The organism is Rhabdaerophilum calidifontis, from assembly GCF_008641065.1.
GTDB classification, from domain to species: domain Bacteria; phylum Pseudomonadota; class Alphaproteobacteria; order Rhizobiales; family Beijerinckiaceae; genus Rhabdaerophilum; species Rhabdaerophilum calidifontis.
This window is the reverse complement of record NZ_VTRS01000008.1, coordinates 114,327-131,276: the sequence shown is the minus strand read 5'-3', so window position 1 is coordinate 131,276 and position 16,950 is coordinate 114,327. Positions and strand designations below refer to the sequence as shown.

At 60.8% G+C, this 16,950-nt stretch carries 14 protein-coding genes and 2 pseudogenes; 13 read left to right on the top strand and 3 right to left on the bottom strand.

The genetic code is table 11. From position 1 onward, the window contains the following. Nucleotides 1-135, bottom strand: a pseudogene (locus tag FWJ24_RS12855) (transposase); the annotation flags it as partial. Nucleotides 136-241: 106 nt separating this feature from the next. Here FWJ24_RS12855 and istA point away from each other — a divergent pair. Further along, complete coding sequence (gene istA / locus FWJ24_RS12850) at nucleotides 242-1,768, top strand: IS21 family transposase (protein ID WP_150288250.1); 1,527 nt, start codon at nucleotides 242-244, stop codon at nucleotides 1,766-1,768. Further along, nucleotides 1,758-2,537, top strand: a complete 780-nt coding sequence (istB, locus tag FWJ24_RS12845) for an IS21-like element helper ATPase IstB (protein ID WP_150288240.1) — start codon at nucleotides 1,758-1,760, stop codon at nucleotides 2,535-2,537. The genes istA and istB overlap by 11 nt, the downstream gene beginning before the upstream one ends. 71 nt (nucleotides 2,538-2,608) lie before the next feature. Here the strand turns inward: istB and FWJ24_RS12840 are convergent. Next, nucleotides 2,609-3,313 (bottom strand): annotated as a pseudogene (locus FWJ24_RS12840) (IS256 family transposase); the annotation flags it as partial. A 444-nt stretch (nucleotides 3,314-3,757) separates the two neighbouring features. Continuing rightward, nucleotides 3,758-5,191 carry a DUF6880 family protein gene (locus FWJ24_RS12835; protein ID WP_150288239.1) on the bottom strand — a complete coding sequence of 478 codons (1,434 nt, stop codon included), beginning with the start codon at nucleotides 5,189-5,191 and terminating at the stop codon, nucleotides 3,758-3,760. A 966-nt stretch (nucleotides 5,192-6,157) separates the two neighbouring features. Between FWJ24_RS12835 and FWJ24_RS12830 the strand changes: the two genes are divergently transcribed. The 11 genes from FWJ24_RS12830 (at nucleotide 6,158) to FWJ24_RS12780 (ending at nucleotide 16,946) form a co-directional block, all read left to right on the top strand. Continuing rightward, nucleotides 6,158-8,170 (top strand): MobA/MobL family protein, encoded by a 2,013-nt coding sequence (locus FWJ24_RS12830; protein ID WP_150288238.1) that lies wholly within the window; start codon nucleotides 6,158-6,160, stop codon nucleotides 8,168-8,170. Between the two features lie 392 nt (nucleotides 8,171-8,562). Beyond that, nucleotides 8,563-9,381: a hypothetical protein gene (locus FWJ24_RS12825; RefSeq protein WP_150288237.1), complete on the top strand. Its 819-nt coding sequence runs from the start codon at nucleotides 8,563-8,565 to the stop codon at nucleotides 9,379-9,381. Between the two features lie 141 nt (nucleotides 9,382-9,522). Next, nucleotides 9,523-9,930 carry a hypothetical protein gene (locus FWJ24_RS12820; RefSeq protein ID WP_150288236.1) on the top strand — a complete coding sequence of 136 codons (408 nt, stop codon included), beginning with the start codon at nucleotides 9,523-9,525 and terminating at the stop codon, nucleotides 9,928-9,930. A gap of 17 nt (nucleotides 9,931-9,947) precedes the next feature. Next, entirely contained in the window at nucleotides 9,948-10,646 is a 699-nt protein-coding gene (locus FWJ24_RS12815) for a hypothetical protein (protein ID WP_150288235.1), read from the top strand. 88 nt (nucleotides 10,647-10,734) lie between these two features. Continuing rightward, the gene (locus FWJ24_RS12810) at nucleotides 10,735-11,937 is read left to right on the top strand and encodes an AAA family ATPase (RefSeq protein WP_166443711.1); all 1,203 of its coding nucleotides are present in this window, start codon (nucleotides 10,735-10,737) and stop codon (nucleotides 11,935-11,937) included. Between the two features lie 349 nt (nucleotides 11,938-12,286). Then, nucleotides 12,287-12,697, top strand: a complete 411-nt coding sequence (locus FWJ24_RS14850; protein ID WP_246155679.1) for a hypothetical protein — start codon at nucleotides 12,287-12,289, stop codon at nucleotides 12,695-12,697. 211 nt (nucleotides 12,698-12,908) lie between these two features. After that, nucleotides 12,909-13,661, top strand: a complete 753-nt coding sequence (phnF, locus tag FWJ24_RS12800; RefSeq protein ID WP_166443710.1) for a phosphonate metabolism transcriptional regulator PhnF — start codon at nucleotides 12,909-12,911, stop codon at nucleotides 13,659-13,661. A gap of 56 nt (nucleotides 13,662-13,717) precedes the next feature. Further along, nucleotides 13,718-14,644 (top strand): phosphate/phosphite/phosphonate ABC transporter substrate-binding protein, encoded by a 927-nt coding sequence (locus FWJ24_RS12795; protein ID WP_150288232.1) that lies wholly within the window; start codon nucleotides 13,718-13,720, stop codon nucleotides 14,642-14,644. Beyond that, the gene (gene phnC / locus FWJ24_RS12790) at nucleotides 14,644-15,483 is read left to right on the top strand and encodes a phosphonate ABC transporter ATP-binding protein (protein ID WP_150288231.1); all 840 of its coding nucleotides are present in this window, start codon (nucleotides 14,644-14,646) and stop codon (nucleotides 15,481-15,483) included. Before FWJ24_RS12795 ends, phnC begins: the two co-directional genes overlap by 1 nt. Then, nucleotides 15,464-16,501 carry a phosphonate ABC transporter, permease protein PhnE gene (gene phnE / locus FWJ24_RS12785; protein ID WP_150288230.1) on the top strand — a complete coding sequence of 346 codons (1,038 nt, stop codon included), beginning with the start codon at nucleotides 15,464-15,466 and terminating at the stop codon, nucleotides 16,499-16,501. The genes phnC and phnE overlap by 20 nt, the downstream gene beginning before the upstream one ends. A gap of 10 nt (nucleotides 16,502-16,511) precedes the next feature. Continuing rightward, entirely contained in the window at nucleotides 16,512-16,946 is a 435-nt protein-coding gene (locus FWJ24_RS12780; protein WP_150288229.1) for a phosphonate C-P lyase system protein PhnG, read from the top strand. Nucleotides 16,947-16,950 lie beyond the last annotated feature (4 nt).

The window sequence follows — 16,950 nt, the reverse complement described above, 5'->3', positions numbered from 1 at the left end:
GGCGGCGGCGACCATGGTGTGCTGGCCCTTCGGAACATGAGCAAGGGCATTGCGCATGAAGTGAACGCGGCAGCGCTGCCATGTCGCGCCGATCACGCGCTGGATGGCGGCTTTCAGGCCCTCATGGACCGTTGATTACCGCTGAGAACTGACCCGGGGCTCTCGTAAATTTCCACTGAGATTTGACCCATGTTCTGACCTTCTCCCTGGCTTTGGGTCGGGGGAACATGGAGTGATCGACATGGCATTATTGAGCGTCATCCGGCGCTGGCATTTCCGCGAAGGGATGCCGATCCGGGAGATTGAGCGGCGCACGGGATTGTCGCGGAACACGATCCGCAAATATCTTCGCGCCGGCACGGTTGAGCCGAAGTTCAAGGTTCCTGATCGCCCGAGCAAACTCGATGCTTTCGCCGCGAAGGTGACGGGGTGGTTGCGGTCGGAGGCCGGCAAATCCCGCAAGCAGCGACGGACTGCGCGGCAGATGCACGCTGATCTTGTCGCCCTGGGTTATGGCGGCTCATACGGTCGCTTTGCAGCCTTCGTTCGGGCATGGAAGGACGAGCGACAACGCGAAACCCAGACCAGCGGCCGCGGAATCTTCGTTCCCCTGGTCTTTGCCCCCGGCGAGGCCTTCCAGTTCGACTGGAGCGAGGATTGGGCCATCCTCGGTGGAGAACGCGTCAAGTTGCAGGTGGCCCATACCAAGCTCTCCCATAGCCGGGTCTTCATCCTGCGCGCCTATCTGCTCCAGACCCACGAGATGCTGTTCGATGCGCTGGCCCAGGCGTTCCGGGTTCTGGGCGGCGTGCCCCGGCGCGGGATCTTCGACAACATGAAGACAGCCGTCGATCGGCTTGGATCCGGCAAGGCCCGTCAGATCAATGCCCGGTTCGCAGCCATGGCCAGCCATTACCTGTTCGATCCAGAGTTCTGCAATCCGGCTTCCGGTTGGGAGAAGGGCCAGGTCGAGAAGAACGTGCAGGATGCGCGCCGACGGCTCTGGCAACCTATGCCGAGCTTCGCCGATCTCGATGCGCTCAATGCCTGGCTCGAAGCGCGCTGTATCGCGCAATGGGCGGAGATCCCGCATGGCGCCCTGCCGGGCATGATTGCCGATGTGCATGCCCGGGAGATCGCTAGCCTGATGCCGCCGGGGCGACCCTTTGATGGCTTTGTCGAACAGACCAAGCGGGTCTCGCCGACATGTCTGATCCACTTCGAGCGTATCCGCTACTCCGTGCCGGCCTCCTTCGCCAATCGTCCCGTCAGTCTTCGGGTCTATCCCGACCGGATCGTGATCGCCGCGGAGGGACAGATCCTGTGCGAACATCGCCGCATCATCGAACGATCTCATCATCTGCCGGGGCGCACGATCTATGACTGGCGGCATTATCTGGCGGTGATCCAGCGCAAGCCCGGAGCCCTGCGCAACGGAGCTCCCTTTGCCGAGATGCCGGAGGCCTTCCGGCGCTTGCAGGCGCTGCTGACCCGGCGTCCCGGGGGCGACCGGGAGATGGTCGAGATCCTTGCCCTGGTTCTTCATCACGACGAGCAGGCGGTCCTGTGTGCCGTCGAGATGGCGCTTGCGGCGGGCGTTCCCACCAAGACCCATATCCTGAACCTTCTCCACCGACTGGTGGATGGCAAGGCGCCAACGGTTCCTCCGATCAACGCGCCGCAGGCCTTGAGCCTCACGCGCGAGCCGAGGGCCGATGTTGAGCGCTATGACACCCTCCGCAGGAAAGGGATGCGCCATGCGTCATGATCCCGCCAGCGCCGCCATCGTTGTCATGCTCCGCAGCCTCAAGATGTACGGCATGGCCCAGGCTGTGGGCGACCTCATCGAACAGGGGGCACCTGCCTTTACCTCTGCCATCCCGATCCTCTCCCAGTTGCTCAAGGCCGAGATGGCAGAGCGCGAGGTTCGCTCGATCGCCTATCAGATCAAGGCCGCGCGCTTCCCGGCCTACAAGGATCTGGCGGGCTTCGACTTCGCGTCCAGCGAGGTCAATGAGGCAATGGTCCGCCAGCTTCATGCCGGCGCCTTCATCGATGGCGCCGACAACATCGTCCTGATCGGCGGCCCGGGAACCGGCAAGACCCACATTGCTTCCGCGCTTGGCATCCAGGCTGTCGAGCATCACCGCAAGAAGGTGCGGTTCTTCTCGACCGTTGATCTGGTGAATGCGCTCGAGCAGGAGAAGGCCGCGAACAAGGCCGGGCAACTAGCCGAGCGCCTCATCCGCCTTGACCTCGTGATCCTCGATGAGCTCGGATACCTGCCCTTCAGCCCATCAGGCGGCGCGCTCCTCTTCCATCTGCTCTCCAAGCTCTACGAGCAGACCAGCGTCGTTATCACCACGAACCTCAGCTTCGCCGAATGGGCTGGTGTGTTCGGCGATGCCAAGATGACCACGGCTTTGCTCGATCGGCTGACCCATCATTGCCATATCCTCGAGACCGGAAACGACAGCTTCCGCTTCAAGGCCAGCGCCGCAACCCCGAAAAAGCGAAAGGAGAAAGCTCCCGCTTGACGACCCGCCAACACCGCGGGAAACATCTTCAACCCGGGTCACTTCTCAACGAAAAACCCGGGTCAAATCTCAGCGGTAATCAACACCTCATGGACGTCCGAGATGACGAGCTTGATCCCCCGCAGGCCGCGCTTCATCAGCCCCTTCAGGAAGGTGGCCCAGAAGGTTTCGGCTTCCGAGGGACCAATACCGAGCCCGACGATCTCGCGCCGGCCATCGGTGTTGGCGGCAACGGCGATTATCGCAGCGACCGAGACGATGCGTCCACCCTCGCGCACCTTGAGGTACGTAGCATCCAGCCACAGATAGGGCCAGTCGCCTTCAAGCGGACGGTCGAGGAAGGCTTTCACCCGCTCATCGATCTCCTTGCACAATTTGGAGACCTGGCTTTTCGAGATGCCGGATAGGCCCATCGCCTGCGCCAGTTCATCGACGCGGCGGGTCGAGACGCCGCCGATCCACGCCTCCTGGATGACCGCCACCAAAGCCTTCTCCGTCGTCTTGCGTGCCTCCAGGAACGGCGGGAAGTAGCTGCCGGCGCGCAACTTCGGGATTTTGAGGTTCAACGATCCCAGCCGCGTATCCAGCGTTCGGTCGCGATAGCCGTTACGCCAGGTCATGCGCTCGGCATTGCGCTCGTGCCGCCCGGCGCCAATCAGGCCATCGACATCGGCCTCCATCAGCAACTGCAACACGCTCTCGGCGACAGTGCGGAGGAAATCACCGTCGCCGGCCTTTTCCAGAAGATCATTCAGTGCAAGTCTCTCGTTGGTCATCGTGGCTCTCCGGTGAAGATGTGAAGTCAGACAACTCCACCCTAAACCGCCTGTCGCGATGACCACCCCCGCTACACCGATCAGAGCGCGATTTTTGCGCCCCAAAATCCACCGGAAATTACACCACGTTCGGGGACGCTAACGAGATTTTCGGGGCTGCGCACAGGGGAGTGCGAGTCCTCATCTTTTTAAAGATATTTGTCCAACACCTCATTTTTTGTGCAGGCACAAAAAATGACCGTCAATTGCGCTGCAATTGACTTCGATTTATCGGAAATTTCGAAAAATGGCGGGTCATTGCATCCGCAATTTCCCGTACACGCGGCTTCGCCGCACGCCCTCTCGGGCGTGGTGGTTTTTCTCTATACCTAAGCGGCAAGCAAGGCCGCAATCGGCCACCTTTCAAGCCAGACGTGACGGACCGAGTACGGGGCGACTGGCCGATTATGCCAGCCAGAAACCGCTCTTCCTCCCATGTCTCGCTTTCAACGCGGCCTCGTAGGCCGCGTGATCAGGATGGGGCGCATATTCGGTGATCCGCAACGCAAGATCGGCACAGGTTGCAAGATGCCGGACCGCGTGCGGATAGCGTTTGGCGCGCGCCTTATCGAGCGCGAAGTCGATCATCGCCCGCAAGGCAAGTGTTGCCGCCAGGGGATGCCGCGTTTCCAATTGCTCTGCGGCCTCGGTCAAGACGCCGTAATTGTCGCCGTTGAGTTCAGAATGCCGGGCGAGGATCAGTTCGGCAGCCTTGTCGAGGGACGGCCATTCGATCAGGAAGGCGAGCGCGTGATGAAAACCCCGGAAGTCCAGGGCATGATGAAGGGCCTTTTCCTCGGCCTCATCATTGTCAAAATCCGGTAGCTTCTTGAGATAGGCTTTCAGGTATCCCGGATGCAGCACTGTCTCGAACAATGTCCAACGTGCGCTCTGTGCATCTTCGGATAGACCGAGACCGTCCAGGACATCGATCCGGACCCGTTCCCAATCCGGCCAATATTCGCCCTGGCGACGCGATGTCTCGGCCTTATTGAGCGCATCGAGGGCCTCGTTCGCACGCCCAGCATTCAGTAGCCGCTCGGCGATCCGCGCGGCAAGCGCCGGATTGGTGCGCTCCTCTGCCGAAAAGCGCGCGATGTACCCGTCGACATCGCCAAGGGCATCGGCAATTTCCGTCAACGCCGATTGCGCCAGCCGCTTGTGCCGGCTGATCGTCAGATCATCTTGATAGATTGCACCGCGCGATGACCAGCCGATCGCCTTACGCTCGTCATGGCTTACCCTTTTGGGCGGATCGGCAACCATCGCCTCGAACAGTGCCCTCAGGCGTTGAAGGCCCTCGCCCGCCAGCGGCTCAGCCATCATCGGGATCAAATCATCAAACTGGCCGTAATCATTGGCAACGACGCCGGCGAAGACCTTGTCGGCGAGCGCGGCAGCGGCAGGCTTCTCTGCGGCAACGGCACGAGCAAGATCCTCCAGCGCCAAGGCGAACACATTGCCAACCGTGCCGTTGCTGTCATCACAGCGGGCATAGACGGATGCTGCGAGGGACATGAACTGCCAGAGCAGTTCGCTCGCCAATGCCGGATCTTTGGGCACAACGTGAATGACAATCGCCCGGCGCTGCGCCTCCAGGTCCTCCGCCAAAGCCCGGTTTTTATGCCAATCGATATAAGACCGTGCCTTTCCGATTGCGGTCAGCCGCTTACGTATTTTGCTGGAAACATTCTCGGGACCATCGGCGCTGGCCAGTTCCAGCTTGAGCATGCGTTTGACCGCCGCATCGTTCCCAGCGAGTTCATGGAGGATGGTTGCGAGCCGTTCTGCGCCGAGTGCGGCGAGCTTCGTCGCGTCAAATGCGTCGCGTTTTGCCATCGTTTTTCAATCGCAGCGGGGACCAGACCGGTCAAGTCATCCGGGGAAGGGAAGAACGGATGCCAACAGTCCCTGGGGCAGGTTCAGAGAGTGTCCCGCCGGAAGAGAAATTCCTGCACGGCTGTTACGGGCCTTAAATGCACGCGCGCGCCAAGCGATGTTCATCACCGAGGATCGCAGCGCGACAATCAGGATGAGAACGTCGCCGGGCTCGGAACGGCCGTGAATCGCTCTCAAACACAAGAAAGCCGGCTTACCGCCGACTTCCCTTGATGGTCCAAAAGAGCAAAGATGCTCTTGGATCATTCTCAACTCACCCGCTAAAACGGGTGATCAAAAGACCATGAATGGCCTTAGTTGTCGGTGCGGTAGGCCGCCCAACTTTCTCTTTTCAACCTCACCCGCCGAAGCGGGTGAACAAAATGAAGCGCTCAGACTGCCTATCCCGGCCGAGGCCGATTGAAGCATCGCGTTTTGTTTCAACCTCACCCGCCGAAGCGGGTGAACAGACTGACGCGCTCAGACCGCCTATCGCGGCCGAAGCCGATTGAAGCATCACGTTTTGTTTCAACATCACCCACCGAAGCGGGTGAGTGCAGTTCAACCAAGCTCACTTCCAATAAAGGAATTCCCGTGGATCGAACTGATTAACCTGCCCAAGTGCGACAGGATACCGGGCTCAAGGTAGCGGCCTTTTACATTGGGTCAAGCGGTTCTCGTGTTCCTAGTTAACAAATGATTAATTTTAAGTACGGTCGATGTCTCAACGCCATCCAAGATTTGTATTTTTGATAGCTTCACTCAGCGTTCCCATCGCATTGCTTTGTAAATTGCATGAATTTTCGTGCCGTTGATCAGGATATATTTTGATTGACGTCGATTGAGGCCTCATTGTTGCCGCGATCGGGCGGTGACATTCAAATATCAGCTGTCGTTCTTGTCTTTTTTCAAAGGAGAGAACCCGTCATGGACAGCTATGATAATGCCCTTAAGCTTTTCAACCAGCGCCAGGAACGCGCCGCCGCCCGGTTGGCGCGCGCAAAGCAGGCGGAGCTCGATCGGGAGATTGAGGAGGCCATGCGGGTCACGCATGCGGCGATCGCCGCGGCCGAGCGGCGTGCGCTAAAAATCCTGAATGCCAGGGTCGGATCTGAGCGGGCTCAAGTGCTGTTTCGCGCATGGTGGACTTCGCCTGGCCTCATGACCGTGGCAGGCATGATGGCATCTCCGATCATTGCCACAAGCCGACCGACTTCCTCTGAGGGACGGGTGTCGTTTCACTTCGACGTCCGCCATGTCACCACCGGCGGCCTGATCGTCGATCTACTGGTGGGGCGGGTGCCCTGGCGCGCGATTGGCAAGTTCAAGGACCTCGGGAGTGTCGCGCATCAAAAATACATCGAGCGCGAGGACGGGGTGGAGACCCTCGATCCCGGGGATGCGGCCAATCATCAGGGCTATATCGAGCGCGATGGTGCGACTGAAACCGATGAGCGCGAACGATCCTCCTGGGGCACGATCTCGTCCGATCCGCAGGAGCGGTTGGAATTCTGGCGACAACTTGAGGAAGTCGAGAACAAGCCGCGCCCAACGGTTCTGGCCTTCGACCCGGACGCTGACCCCGAAATCTGGTCCAAGGCGATACGATCGCGAGATTTTCCGGAGCGGGTTTTCGCCGAGATTGTTGCGGGATCCCGATCTGTTGCCGTGTCTGACAATGAAGCACTCATGGTCTTCCGCGCTTTCGCGCGTGCCGGCTTTGTTGCCTCGGCCAAGCGGGATCCCGCAAAGCCTGCGCCGGTTCGCTTCGCTCTCGGGCGTGGCGGCAATGTGCAGACCAGAATGATTGTCAGCCTGCCGCATGAGATGACGGCCCGCGAGCGGCTCGCCCTCGCCAAGGAGTACACGGCCGAGTTCGAGAGCCTTGGAATCCCGTACTGGGCGGTGATTCACGCGCCCGGTCCGAGCAACGATCCACGGAACTACCACCTCCACATCAATCTGGCGACGCGGCCGGCGAAGAAAATCCCCCATCCAGTTTCCGGAGAGCTGGTCTGGGATTTTTCCATCGAGGCGGTGAAGACCTACGCCAATGACACCAAGCGCGTCATCCGGCCGTTCACCCAAGAGAAAATACGGGAGATGAACGCCCGCAAATGGATTCCCACGGAGCGGTCCCGCTTTGCGCGGATTGCAAACAAGCATCTCGAACGCGGCGAGTATGACAAACGCCTCGACCCGCGCACCCACAAGGCCATGGGTCTGCCGCCACCATGGCCGCACTTGTCGAAGGCAGATTATGGCCGCGAGCGTCGCGGGCTGACGACGCCGCGCGGCGTAAAGCTTGCGAACCAGCAATGGGAGGATGACGTCCACTCGATTGCGCGCACGATCCAGTGCAATGCGCGTTCGACACGGTCCGCCAAAGCAAAGGCGGCAAAGGAAAGTGATGTTGTTCCCACCGCCGATGGTGCCGACATCGCCTACCTCCATGCCCTCTCGCATGTCGCTTTGCGGATCACGAGCCGGTTCCGGCTGCGATCGTCGGACGACGAATCGTTGGAAGAGCGTGCCGCTGAACAGCTTTCGGAGGCCCTTGATCGCGAAATTGGCGCAGAATTCGAGCGTTTGACGAGGCGGAACTTCGAGCAGCAGGCCGGAAAAATCAAGATACCGGCGCGTGAGAAAAAGCCCCGAGACAAGCAGCGCGGCCCGTCAGTCGTCGATGGGCAGGCGCATGGTGCGACAAGCCAGAAAACCGGCGGCAACCCGCCAAGAACGAGGATCCCGCCAACCCAGTCGCTGCCTTCCTCGGATGAAGCCATTGCTGTTCTTGCAGCCCTGAAAGCATCGAATCCCACGGCTCCGCAGGAGACCGAGCAAAGGCCTGATAGCCGGCCCGCGAAACCCCAGAAGGCGGGCGAGCGGAAGCGGGTCATGATTGCCCGGCAAAGGGGGAAAGGCGGGATGGAACGGTAATCCGTCTGCCGATCTCTCCTCTTTCTGATCTTTCGGTCCGACATCCGTTCCTCGACAGATCCGGTGATTGCCGATCTTATGTGCCTGAGAGCGTTCAAGCACCTCGACCCATCGCGCCATGCCATCCCCGAGCTTCCTTGTCGGCGCGCCTTGATCTGGCTCCCCGCAATATGGGTTCAGCATTGTTGCGCTGCGCTTTGCTCGTGCGGTCAGGCTTTGACCCCAGAATCCCTCAGACAACCAATCCCCAGGATGCGCTGACTGATCGCAACGAGCAGCGTCATTTAATTATGTGATTCAGTCTTTTGAGCCTGTTTTTTGTCAATTCCCATGGATTGGCTTTCTGATCCCTAGAGGCTCACCCACCCTCCACAACAAGTGAGACCACGACCATGTCGATGAATGAAGACGCACGCCGCGACGCGGCGCTGGCGGCGGCATCTGCTGCCCTGAGCCATCCTGAAACCCCAAAAATTGAGGGCACACAATTCGGCCTCCCGGGCCCCAACGCTTTGGGCGACCATCAAGAGGGTGCTCATCCCTCTTCCTCACTGGCCATCGCTTCCTCGGCCACTGATCCTGCGGCCATCGACCCTTCGACGGTCGAGTTCGCGAACCAAGAGCCAAATGCAGAAGAGCCGTTGTCCGAAGAACAGATGCCGGTCCAGCCGATGCAAGCGGAACCAATGCAAGCGGAACCGATGCATGCCGAGCCACTGAGTTGCCCGCAAACCCTTGATGAGCCGATGGATATCGACCCGATTCTCGATCCGCTTGAGGTTGAAGAGGTTGTTGGCGCAACCGATATCGATGTCCTCCCCGCGTCGCTCCAGCGGTTTCTGGCTGCCGCCCCCGGTCAGCCCGTCGCCTTGCTCGATCGTTATGTCGAGATCTTCGATCTCGAATCTTGGCTCATCGGCGCGCTGCCGTTCCTGGATCCAAGGCTCGTTTTTGCAGCCCAATGGACATTGGACCTGTTGCTGATCGAGCAGGCGCTGAAGCCAGCGCAGTCACGCGATGAGTTCATGGCCAGGGTGATGATGCTCGCCGATTCTCAAGCCGATCGGCCCGAGCATGGCCATTTCGAGCTCGTCTGCGAGGCGGTCCTTCGTGCCGATATCGGGCGCTTGAACCTTGCGGTGGACGATCCCGCGGTGACGCATTTCGAGAGCCGAATGATCAGAAAAAAGTCAAAGGAGTCAGAAGGCTAGTGGGGTAAAATCCCGTGAAAGTGTCTTCTCTTCCCTGACGACGATCGTTTTCCTGAGCGTCGTTTTCTCCGATCCCCCTCCCGTCGCCGTCCCATTCCGGGGCGGCGTTTTTGTTTCTCTGGACCCTAAGGACCACCCATCATGTCGAACCACAATCCCAAGAATGCATCCGAGCCCCCGACCGGCCCCATCGCTCCAACCGTCCGTGAAAAATACTCGGAATTCGACCGCCAGCGAATCGAGCTCAGCTTGATCGAGGCCGCCGACGCACTTGTCACCACAACCGAGGATGCCCGCAATTCTGATCATGCCGACGACCTTCTGAAGGGCCAGATCGAGCGGCGTGCCGCCGATCTCGCCCTTCGCCTCCTCGCCCTCGAGGTGGATAGTTATGACGAATTCCAGCGCAAGTACGCCGCGCTATTCGCCGGACCTTACCCAAAATCGTCAGGGTTTCTGTACTCGCTCGCTGCGTTTGCGATGCGCCTCGAGGCTGTCCGTTTGGGTATCGAGGTCCACGTCGAACACATCCCCGATCAAACTCACTAATGTCAGGATACCACCCTATGACCGCGAACCCATTTGCCGCGCGTGATCGCGGCACCTCGTTTGATGCGAGCCACCTGTTCACACCACCTCGGCTCGACAAGATCGCGCCAGCAAACCCGGCAAAGGCGATGATCGATTACACAATCTATTGTGCCGGCGCCCCCCATCTCGCGCAGTTCGCACGGCTCACTGGCATCGCAACCTACAAGATCGGGGTCGCGCGCTACGGTGCTCTCAACCGGATTGCAGGCCTCTCTCGCCATCACTATGCCGGGTATTGGGGCCGGCCCGGTGACGATATCGCGGCTATGACCCCGCTGCCGGGGGCCAATGCCTGGACCCTGATCCGGCTGGCGAGACCGGATGCGCTTGGGCCGTCAATTTGCGACCTCGTCGAGTTTCAGGAGGACGGGATCCGCATCAGCCTGCCCGCGTGCCTTCATCCCGAAACGGTTGACGGCCTCGTCGATAGCCTGCTCACAAACCTGAGCCTCCGCAGTGCATTGTCCACCGAAGCCGGTCAGCAGCGCTTGCGCAACGGCGGCGTTGACCAGCACGGCTGGTTCTACACCCATTACCGAAATCGCGATGCGCCGGATCAACTCGCTGAGGCCCGCGAGCTCTACGTCATCAATCTAAAATCAGACGTCGCCCTCCTGGCGCAAGGCCTCGGCGAACTTGTCCGGCATTATACGGGGGGTAACAACGATGGCTAAGCATCATGAATGCGGTCCTCGAGGGAGCGATCACACCGAAACGGCTGGTCTTCCTGCGGATATCAGACCCCTTCGGGATATGACCAGAATGAGCGCTGGAGACAAGCAACCCGAGACTTTCAACAACGATGATGCGCAAGCTGCTGACGGAGAGGTAGAAGCGCGCCGAGCCATCTACCGGCGGATCTGGGCAAGATCATTGTCTCAAGCACCCGTGACAGCCGCCCTCGAAACGCACGCGGAGGCACCCGATCCCCTTGAGCTCCCTCTCTCTCCGGTCGGCACTGAAGAAAAACTGACAAACCATGGCGCAAAGGCATGGCGCAAGCGGGTCTGCAATCCACAAGCTGCACAGCGCCTTGCTGACGAAAACGATCCCGAGTTTGGAAACGGGCGAGAACAACGTAGCGCTTGGTACACACGAATTGCTGAGGATGAACATGCGGGATGGCGCGATCTATGCCAGCCAACCGAAGAGCGGTTGGCCTCGCTCGAAAACCTTGCGGGCGAAGCCGGCCATGCTGGCAAGCTCTTTACCCTTCTGTTACCGGCGCTTCGAGCGGCGCTGGCAGCAGACCGGCCAGTGGATCTCCCGCCCGTGCTGATGATCGGCGAGCCCGGCCTCGGAAAGACCTATCTTGCGCATGAGATCGCAAGGCGCCTGAACATCGTGCCGAAGGTCGTCTCCTTGCCCAACCAATCATCGACCGGGGTATTTTCCGGGCTCGACCCCAGCTGGCGCAATGCCAAGATCGGCCAGATCGCTCAAGCTTTGATCATGGATGCCACAGCATCACCGATTTTTATACTTGATGAAATCGACAAGGCTATGCGTAGCGGAGACTATGGCGATGTTCTCGGGCCGCTCTATGACCTCTGGGAAAAACAAACAGCCAAATCATTCGAGGATGATTATCTCAAACTGTGCTTTGCCGCCGACAGAGTTATATGGTTTGCAACTGCAAACAATCGTCAGGCGATCGCAAAGCCGCTTCTTGATCGGGCCTTCATTATCGAGATCCCGACACCCTCCGCAGCCCAGATCATGGCGATCCTTCGGTCGATCTACCGCGATCTGATCGCCAAGTGGGGCGACTGGTTCGGTGTCGAGCTCTCGCACGAAAGCCTCACTGTCCTTGGCACTTGCTCGCCGCGGCAGGCCCGCAAGATCCTAGACCTTGCCATGACGCATGCGGTTGCTCAATACCGACATGCGGTCGACCCTGATGACATCCGCCACGCCATTCAGCTTTCTGGCGCCAGCCCGACGCAGCGCTACGGGTTTGTCTAGTGGGAGCGCACGAGCAATTGACCTTCAGAATGCCCGCTTAGGGGCCAGGAGCGGCTGAGCGGCGGCAAATTGGGAGTCACGACCCTTGCAGGAGGCCCGAGGAGTGTCCCAGATCGGATTTACAAGACAAGCCTCTTGAATGAGCGAAGTCATCGGTTGCTCACTTATCGCCAATCGTCAACGACCTCATACCGACTGAAGTAGCGATTCCTGCCCCGATAGTGACCTTTTGCCTGCGTCGAAGCAAAGGCCTCCAACCTTGGCGAGAGCCGTTACCAGTCGGCTCCAGTTAGGCGAATCTCTTGTTGAAAGGTAAGCGTTGTTTCTTCACACGGCTGCGGCTTGGTTTATGGCCTTCCATCTCCAGGGCGTGAGCTCATCGATTCGGCTGTTGAGGTGGCCTGCGGCGCGACAATTGGCGCCGGGGGCGGCGGTGATCGGCACCTTGCTCGGCCGGATCGCGGCGAGCCCGTGGATGCGGGCGGCGCTGCGCTTCGGCGCCATCGTCCTCGCCGTGCTCCTGTTTCTGCTTGCGCTTCGGCGCACTGGCGAGCGAGCGGGACGCCTCGCTGAACGCCTTGAAACCACGGAGAAGGCCAATGACGTCAAACGCCGGATGCTGGAAGCGGCGGCTCGCCGTCCTCGCGATCACCACGAGCTTGTTGAGCGGCTGCGCGACGGCGGTTTTTTGAGACGAGCGGCTCCGGGGATTGTTCGTCTGGGTTCGCGCGCCGTCCGCCAGTCGCCCGCGCGAAACTAAACGGCAAGCTGCGACAGGGCGAATGTGATTTGGTTTTTGGCGTAAATCATCAGAACTTTCGGCTGCGCAATATGACGAATCGATGTCCAAACAGTCTCAATTCTCATAGCGCCCGTTCCGACCGCGACATTCGCTGACAGAACGCTGTCTGTCATACGCATGTCACTCAACTCATCTAGACGTCTAAATGTGGAGAATAGGGAGACGCCCCTTGCCGCAGCTTGTTAGACAATCCGGGATCGCCGTCTGGGCGCAGATCGCGGCCGCCTTGCGCGCCGAGATCGAACAGGGCCTCGACGAGGGCGACTGGCTGCCGTCCGAGTCGGAACAGGCAGCACGTTTCGGCGTGAACCGACACACCCTGCGGCGCGCGGTGGAAGAGTTGATGGCCGAAGGGCTGGTCGAGCGCGTGCATGGCCGGGGCACGAGGGTGCTCGCGCGCGGGCTGGTCTATGGAATCGGACGCGACACCAAATTTACCGAGCGGCTCGCGGCGAGTGGGCGCAAGGCGCAGGTCACGCTGCTTGACCGGGCGGAAATCACTGCCGAGGGCGGCGTTGCGCGTCGGTTGCGTGTGAAGGAGGGGGCGCCGGTGCTGCGCTTGCGCACGCTGCGCGGCGAACGCGATCTGCCCTATGCGGTGACGCTGCATTTCCTGACTGGGGCCGCCGCCGATGCCGCGCGCAGCTACGCCGGGGGATCGCTGACCCGACATCTGAGCGATGTCGCGGGCATCACGCTTGACCGCGTCGAAAGCCTGATTTCTACCCGATTGCCGCTGCTCGAGGATGCGCTGGCGCTGCGGATGCCGCGCACCCAGCCGGTGCTGCGCGTCAAGGGTGTGAACGCCTGCCGCGACTGCGGCGTGGTGCAAGAATATGCTATCAGCCAGTTCCGTGGCGACCGCATCCAGCTTTCAGTGGATGACCCTGCGTGGGCCACTGAAGTCCCGGCACCGGATTGAGGTGCGACTGCAACCCTGACTCCCCAGTCAATCAACTTGAACCCGAAGGAAGAACGATGTCCATCCTCAAGACTTTCGTTGTGGCCACAGCCGCGACATTCATTGTTATCACCGGTGCCCTTGCGCAACAAGCGGACGGCACTGCAGCCAACCCCTACCGCGTCATGCTGGTGCCCGCCGATGGCGGCACCGAAGACGGCACAAAGGCCGATTTCAAGCCGGTGTTCGATGCTGTCACCCAGACAACCGGTCTGCATTTCGACATCAAGGTCGGTCAGTCCTATGGCAACGTGATCGAGGCGATCTGCAGCGATATCGTTGAAATCGCCTGGTTCGGTCCGGCCTCGTATCTGCCGGCCAAACAGCGTGGCTGCGCGGAACTGCTGGCGGTGGACGTGCATCACGGCGCTTCAGTTTATTATTCAGGCATCTTTGCCGCCAAGGACAGCGGCATCGCCGTACTTGCCGATCTGAAAGGCAAGGACGTGGCCTTCGGCGACGCAAATTCCACCTCGTCCTTTGTCTATCCGGTGGCAATGATCGTCGCGGCGGGGTTGGACCCGGTCAACGATCTGGGCGCGATCCGGATGACGGGCAGCCATGCCAACAGCCTCAAGGCGCTGTCCGAAGGTCAGGTGGCCGCTGCCGCCGCGTCGTTCGACAGTTTCGAGAAGGCAATGAACCAGGGCGTGCTGGACCCGTCGAAATTCGTGGCCGTCGCCAAGTCGGACCCGATCCCGAACCCACCGCTGGCGATGTCCACCAAACTGTCGGCCAAGGTGAAGGCCGCGCTGCGCGGTGCTTTCAACACAGTGCACGAGGCCCCCGGTGTCAGCCCGGAAATGATCCGTGGATACGGCGGCAAACAGGTTGACCGCTACGATGCGTCAATTTCCGAAGACATGATGGCGCCGGCACTGGTGACGCTGTCAGGCGTGTCGGGCGATCTGCGCACCGCGATCCTCGCCAAGGCCGCGCAATAATGGCCCGCGCCACCTTGACGCAATCCGGGGGAGGGGTGCAGCCGCACCTCTCCTTCGCTGGTCTCGTTCGGCAGTTTCCGGATGGGGTGCGCGCCCTTGATGATGTCAGCTTTGACGTCCCAAAGGGGCAGTTCTGTGTGGTGTTGGGCCGCTCGGGGTCTGGCAAGACAACGCTGTTGCGCAGCGTCAACGGCCTGACCGAGTTGGACGGCGGAACGGTCCGGCTGAACGACACGGAGATGGCGCGCGGCACCCTGCGGGCCATCCGACGCAGGGTCGCCATGGTGCATCAGCAGTTCAATCTGGTGGAGCGCGCCAGCGTCGCCGCCAATGTGCTGTCGGGCGCGGTCGCGGAAGTTTCGGGCTGGCGCGTGCACCTGGGCTGGTATCCCGAGACCCTGCGCGCCCGGGCCTGTGCCGCGCTGCACCGCGTGGGTCTGGATGAGATCCACCTGAACCGGCGCGCCGCCGCACTTTCGGGCGGACAGCAACAGCGGGTCGGCATTGCGCGCGCGCTGCTTCTGAACCCCGAGGTGATCCTGGCCGATGAACCGGTTGCCAGCCTTGACCCGGCGATCAGCCGCGAGATCCTGACCCTGCTGCGCGATGTGGCGCGCGAACGCGGTGCCACGGTGCTGTGCAGCCTGCACCAGACCGATCTGGCGCGTGAGTTTGCCGACCGGATCGTGGGCATGCGCAGCGGTCGCGTGGTGTTTGACGGGCCATCTGCCCGCTTTGACGCCGCCGCAGAAGCAGCCCTTTACGAGAATACCCCTGCCGTTGTTTCCCCGAAGGCCCCGGCAACACTGGAGCGATCCTATGGGTGCACCCCGCTTTGAAACCAGCCCCGCCGCCCCCGTCAAATCCCCCGAACACTGGCACCTGCCCGCACCCTATGACTGGCGTGCCGCGCTGGCCGTGCTGCTGATCGGCGTTGCGTTGATCTGGTCGGCGCAACGGGTCGAGATTGACAAGATGCTGCGCCTGACCGGCGAGGCCGTGCTGGCCCAAGTCGGGCTGCAGGATGAAAGTCAGGTCGGGCGCGGTCTGGGTCGCATGTTCGGTTCGCTGTTTCCGTTCGTGATCGAGGACCGGCAAGAGATCGCGCGCCTGCCGAACCTCGACCGCGACAACCTGCCGATGTTCACCCGAATCGAGGTGATCGAGAACACGCGCTATAAGATGAACACCACGACCCTGCAGGCCGAACCGGTGGTCGAGGCCAAGGAATATCTGGTCCACCCCTACGGCTATCTGTTCAAGGTGGCCGACAAGATGTTGGAGACCTTCGAGATTGCGGCCTGGGCAACGATCATTTCCGTCCTGCTGTCGATCCCGCTCGCCATCATGGGTGCCCGCAACTACACGCCGCATCCGGTGCTTTACACCGCGTCGCGCTCTCTGGTCAGTTTTCTGCGCGCCATGCCGGAACTCATCATTGCGATGTTTCTGGTTCTGGGCTTCGGCTTTGGCTCGATCGCCGGGTATCTGGCGCTGGGGCTGCATGGTGCGGGGTTTCTGGGCAAATTCTACGCCGAGGATATCGAAGCCGCTGACCGCAAACCGCAAGAGGCGCTGACGGCGTTGGGGGCCGGCAAGCTGCGCGTGCTGCGCGCGGCTGTGCTGCCGCAGGTGGCGCCCGCTTACGTGGCCTACACGCTCTACATCCTTGACCGCAACGTGCGCATGGCCGCTGTGATCGGTTTGGTGGGTGCAGGCGGTATCGGGCAAGAGCTGAAGGGCCGTTACGACCTTTTTGAATACGGCCATGTCGGCACGATCCTTCTGGTGATCTTCCTCACCGTTTTCGTGCTTGACCAGATCTCGGCCCGCCTGCGTGCGCGGCTGATCGGATAAGGACACTGAAATGAGACCGGAAAGAGAAGACTGGGCCATCGCCCTTGCCGCCGCTGACATCGCCAAGGTGGCGGCACTGGCCGACCGCATCCGCGCCCGCGCCACGGTGGTGGAGCCGCTTGCCCCACCCCGAGAAGGGCTGATGCTGATGCAGGCGCGCGACAGCGTCGCGGGCGTCGCGTTCCATCTGGGCGAGATCCCAATGGCGCGCGTCCACCTGCGTCTGACCACAGCGGAAAGCACAGCCGAGGGCGGTGCGGCGCTGATGAGCGATGATCTGACGCTGGTCACCCGGCTGGCCATTCTGGACGCTGCCCTTTCCACCGATTTGCCAGAGGCCCCCGAGATCGAGGCATTGATTGCTGAAGGGATGGCCTGTCCCCCGTCAGCACTGGCGGGACAGGATCGGGTGATTTGTGAAGGGAGGATTTCTGGCTCATCGTAGCTAA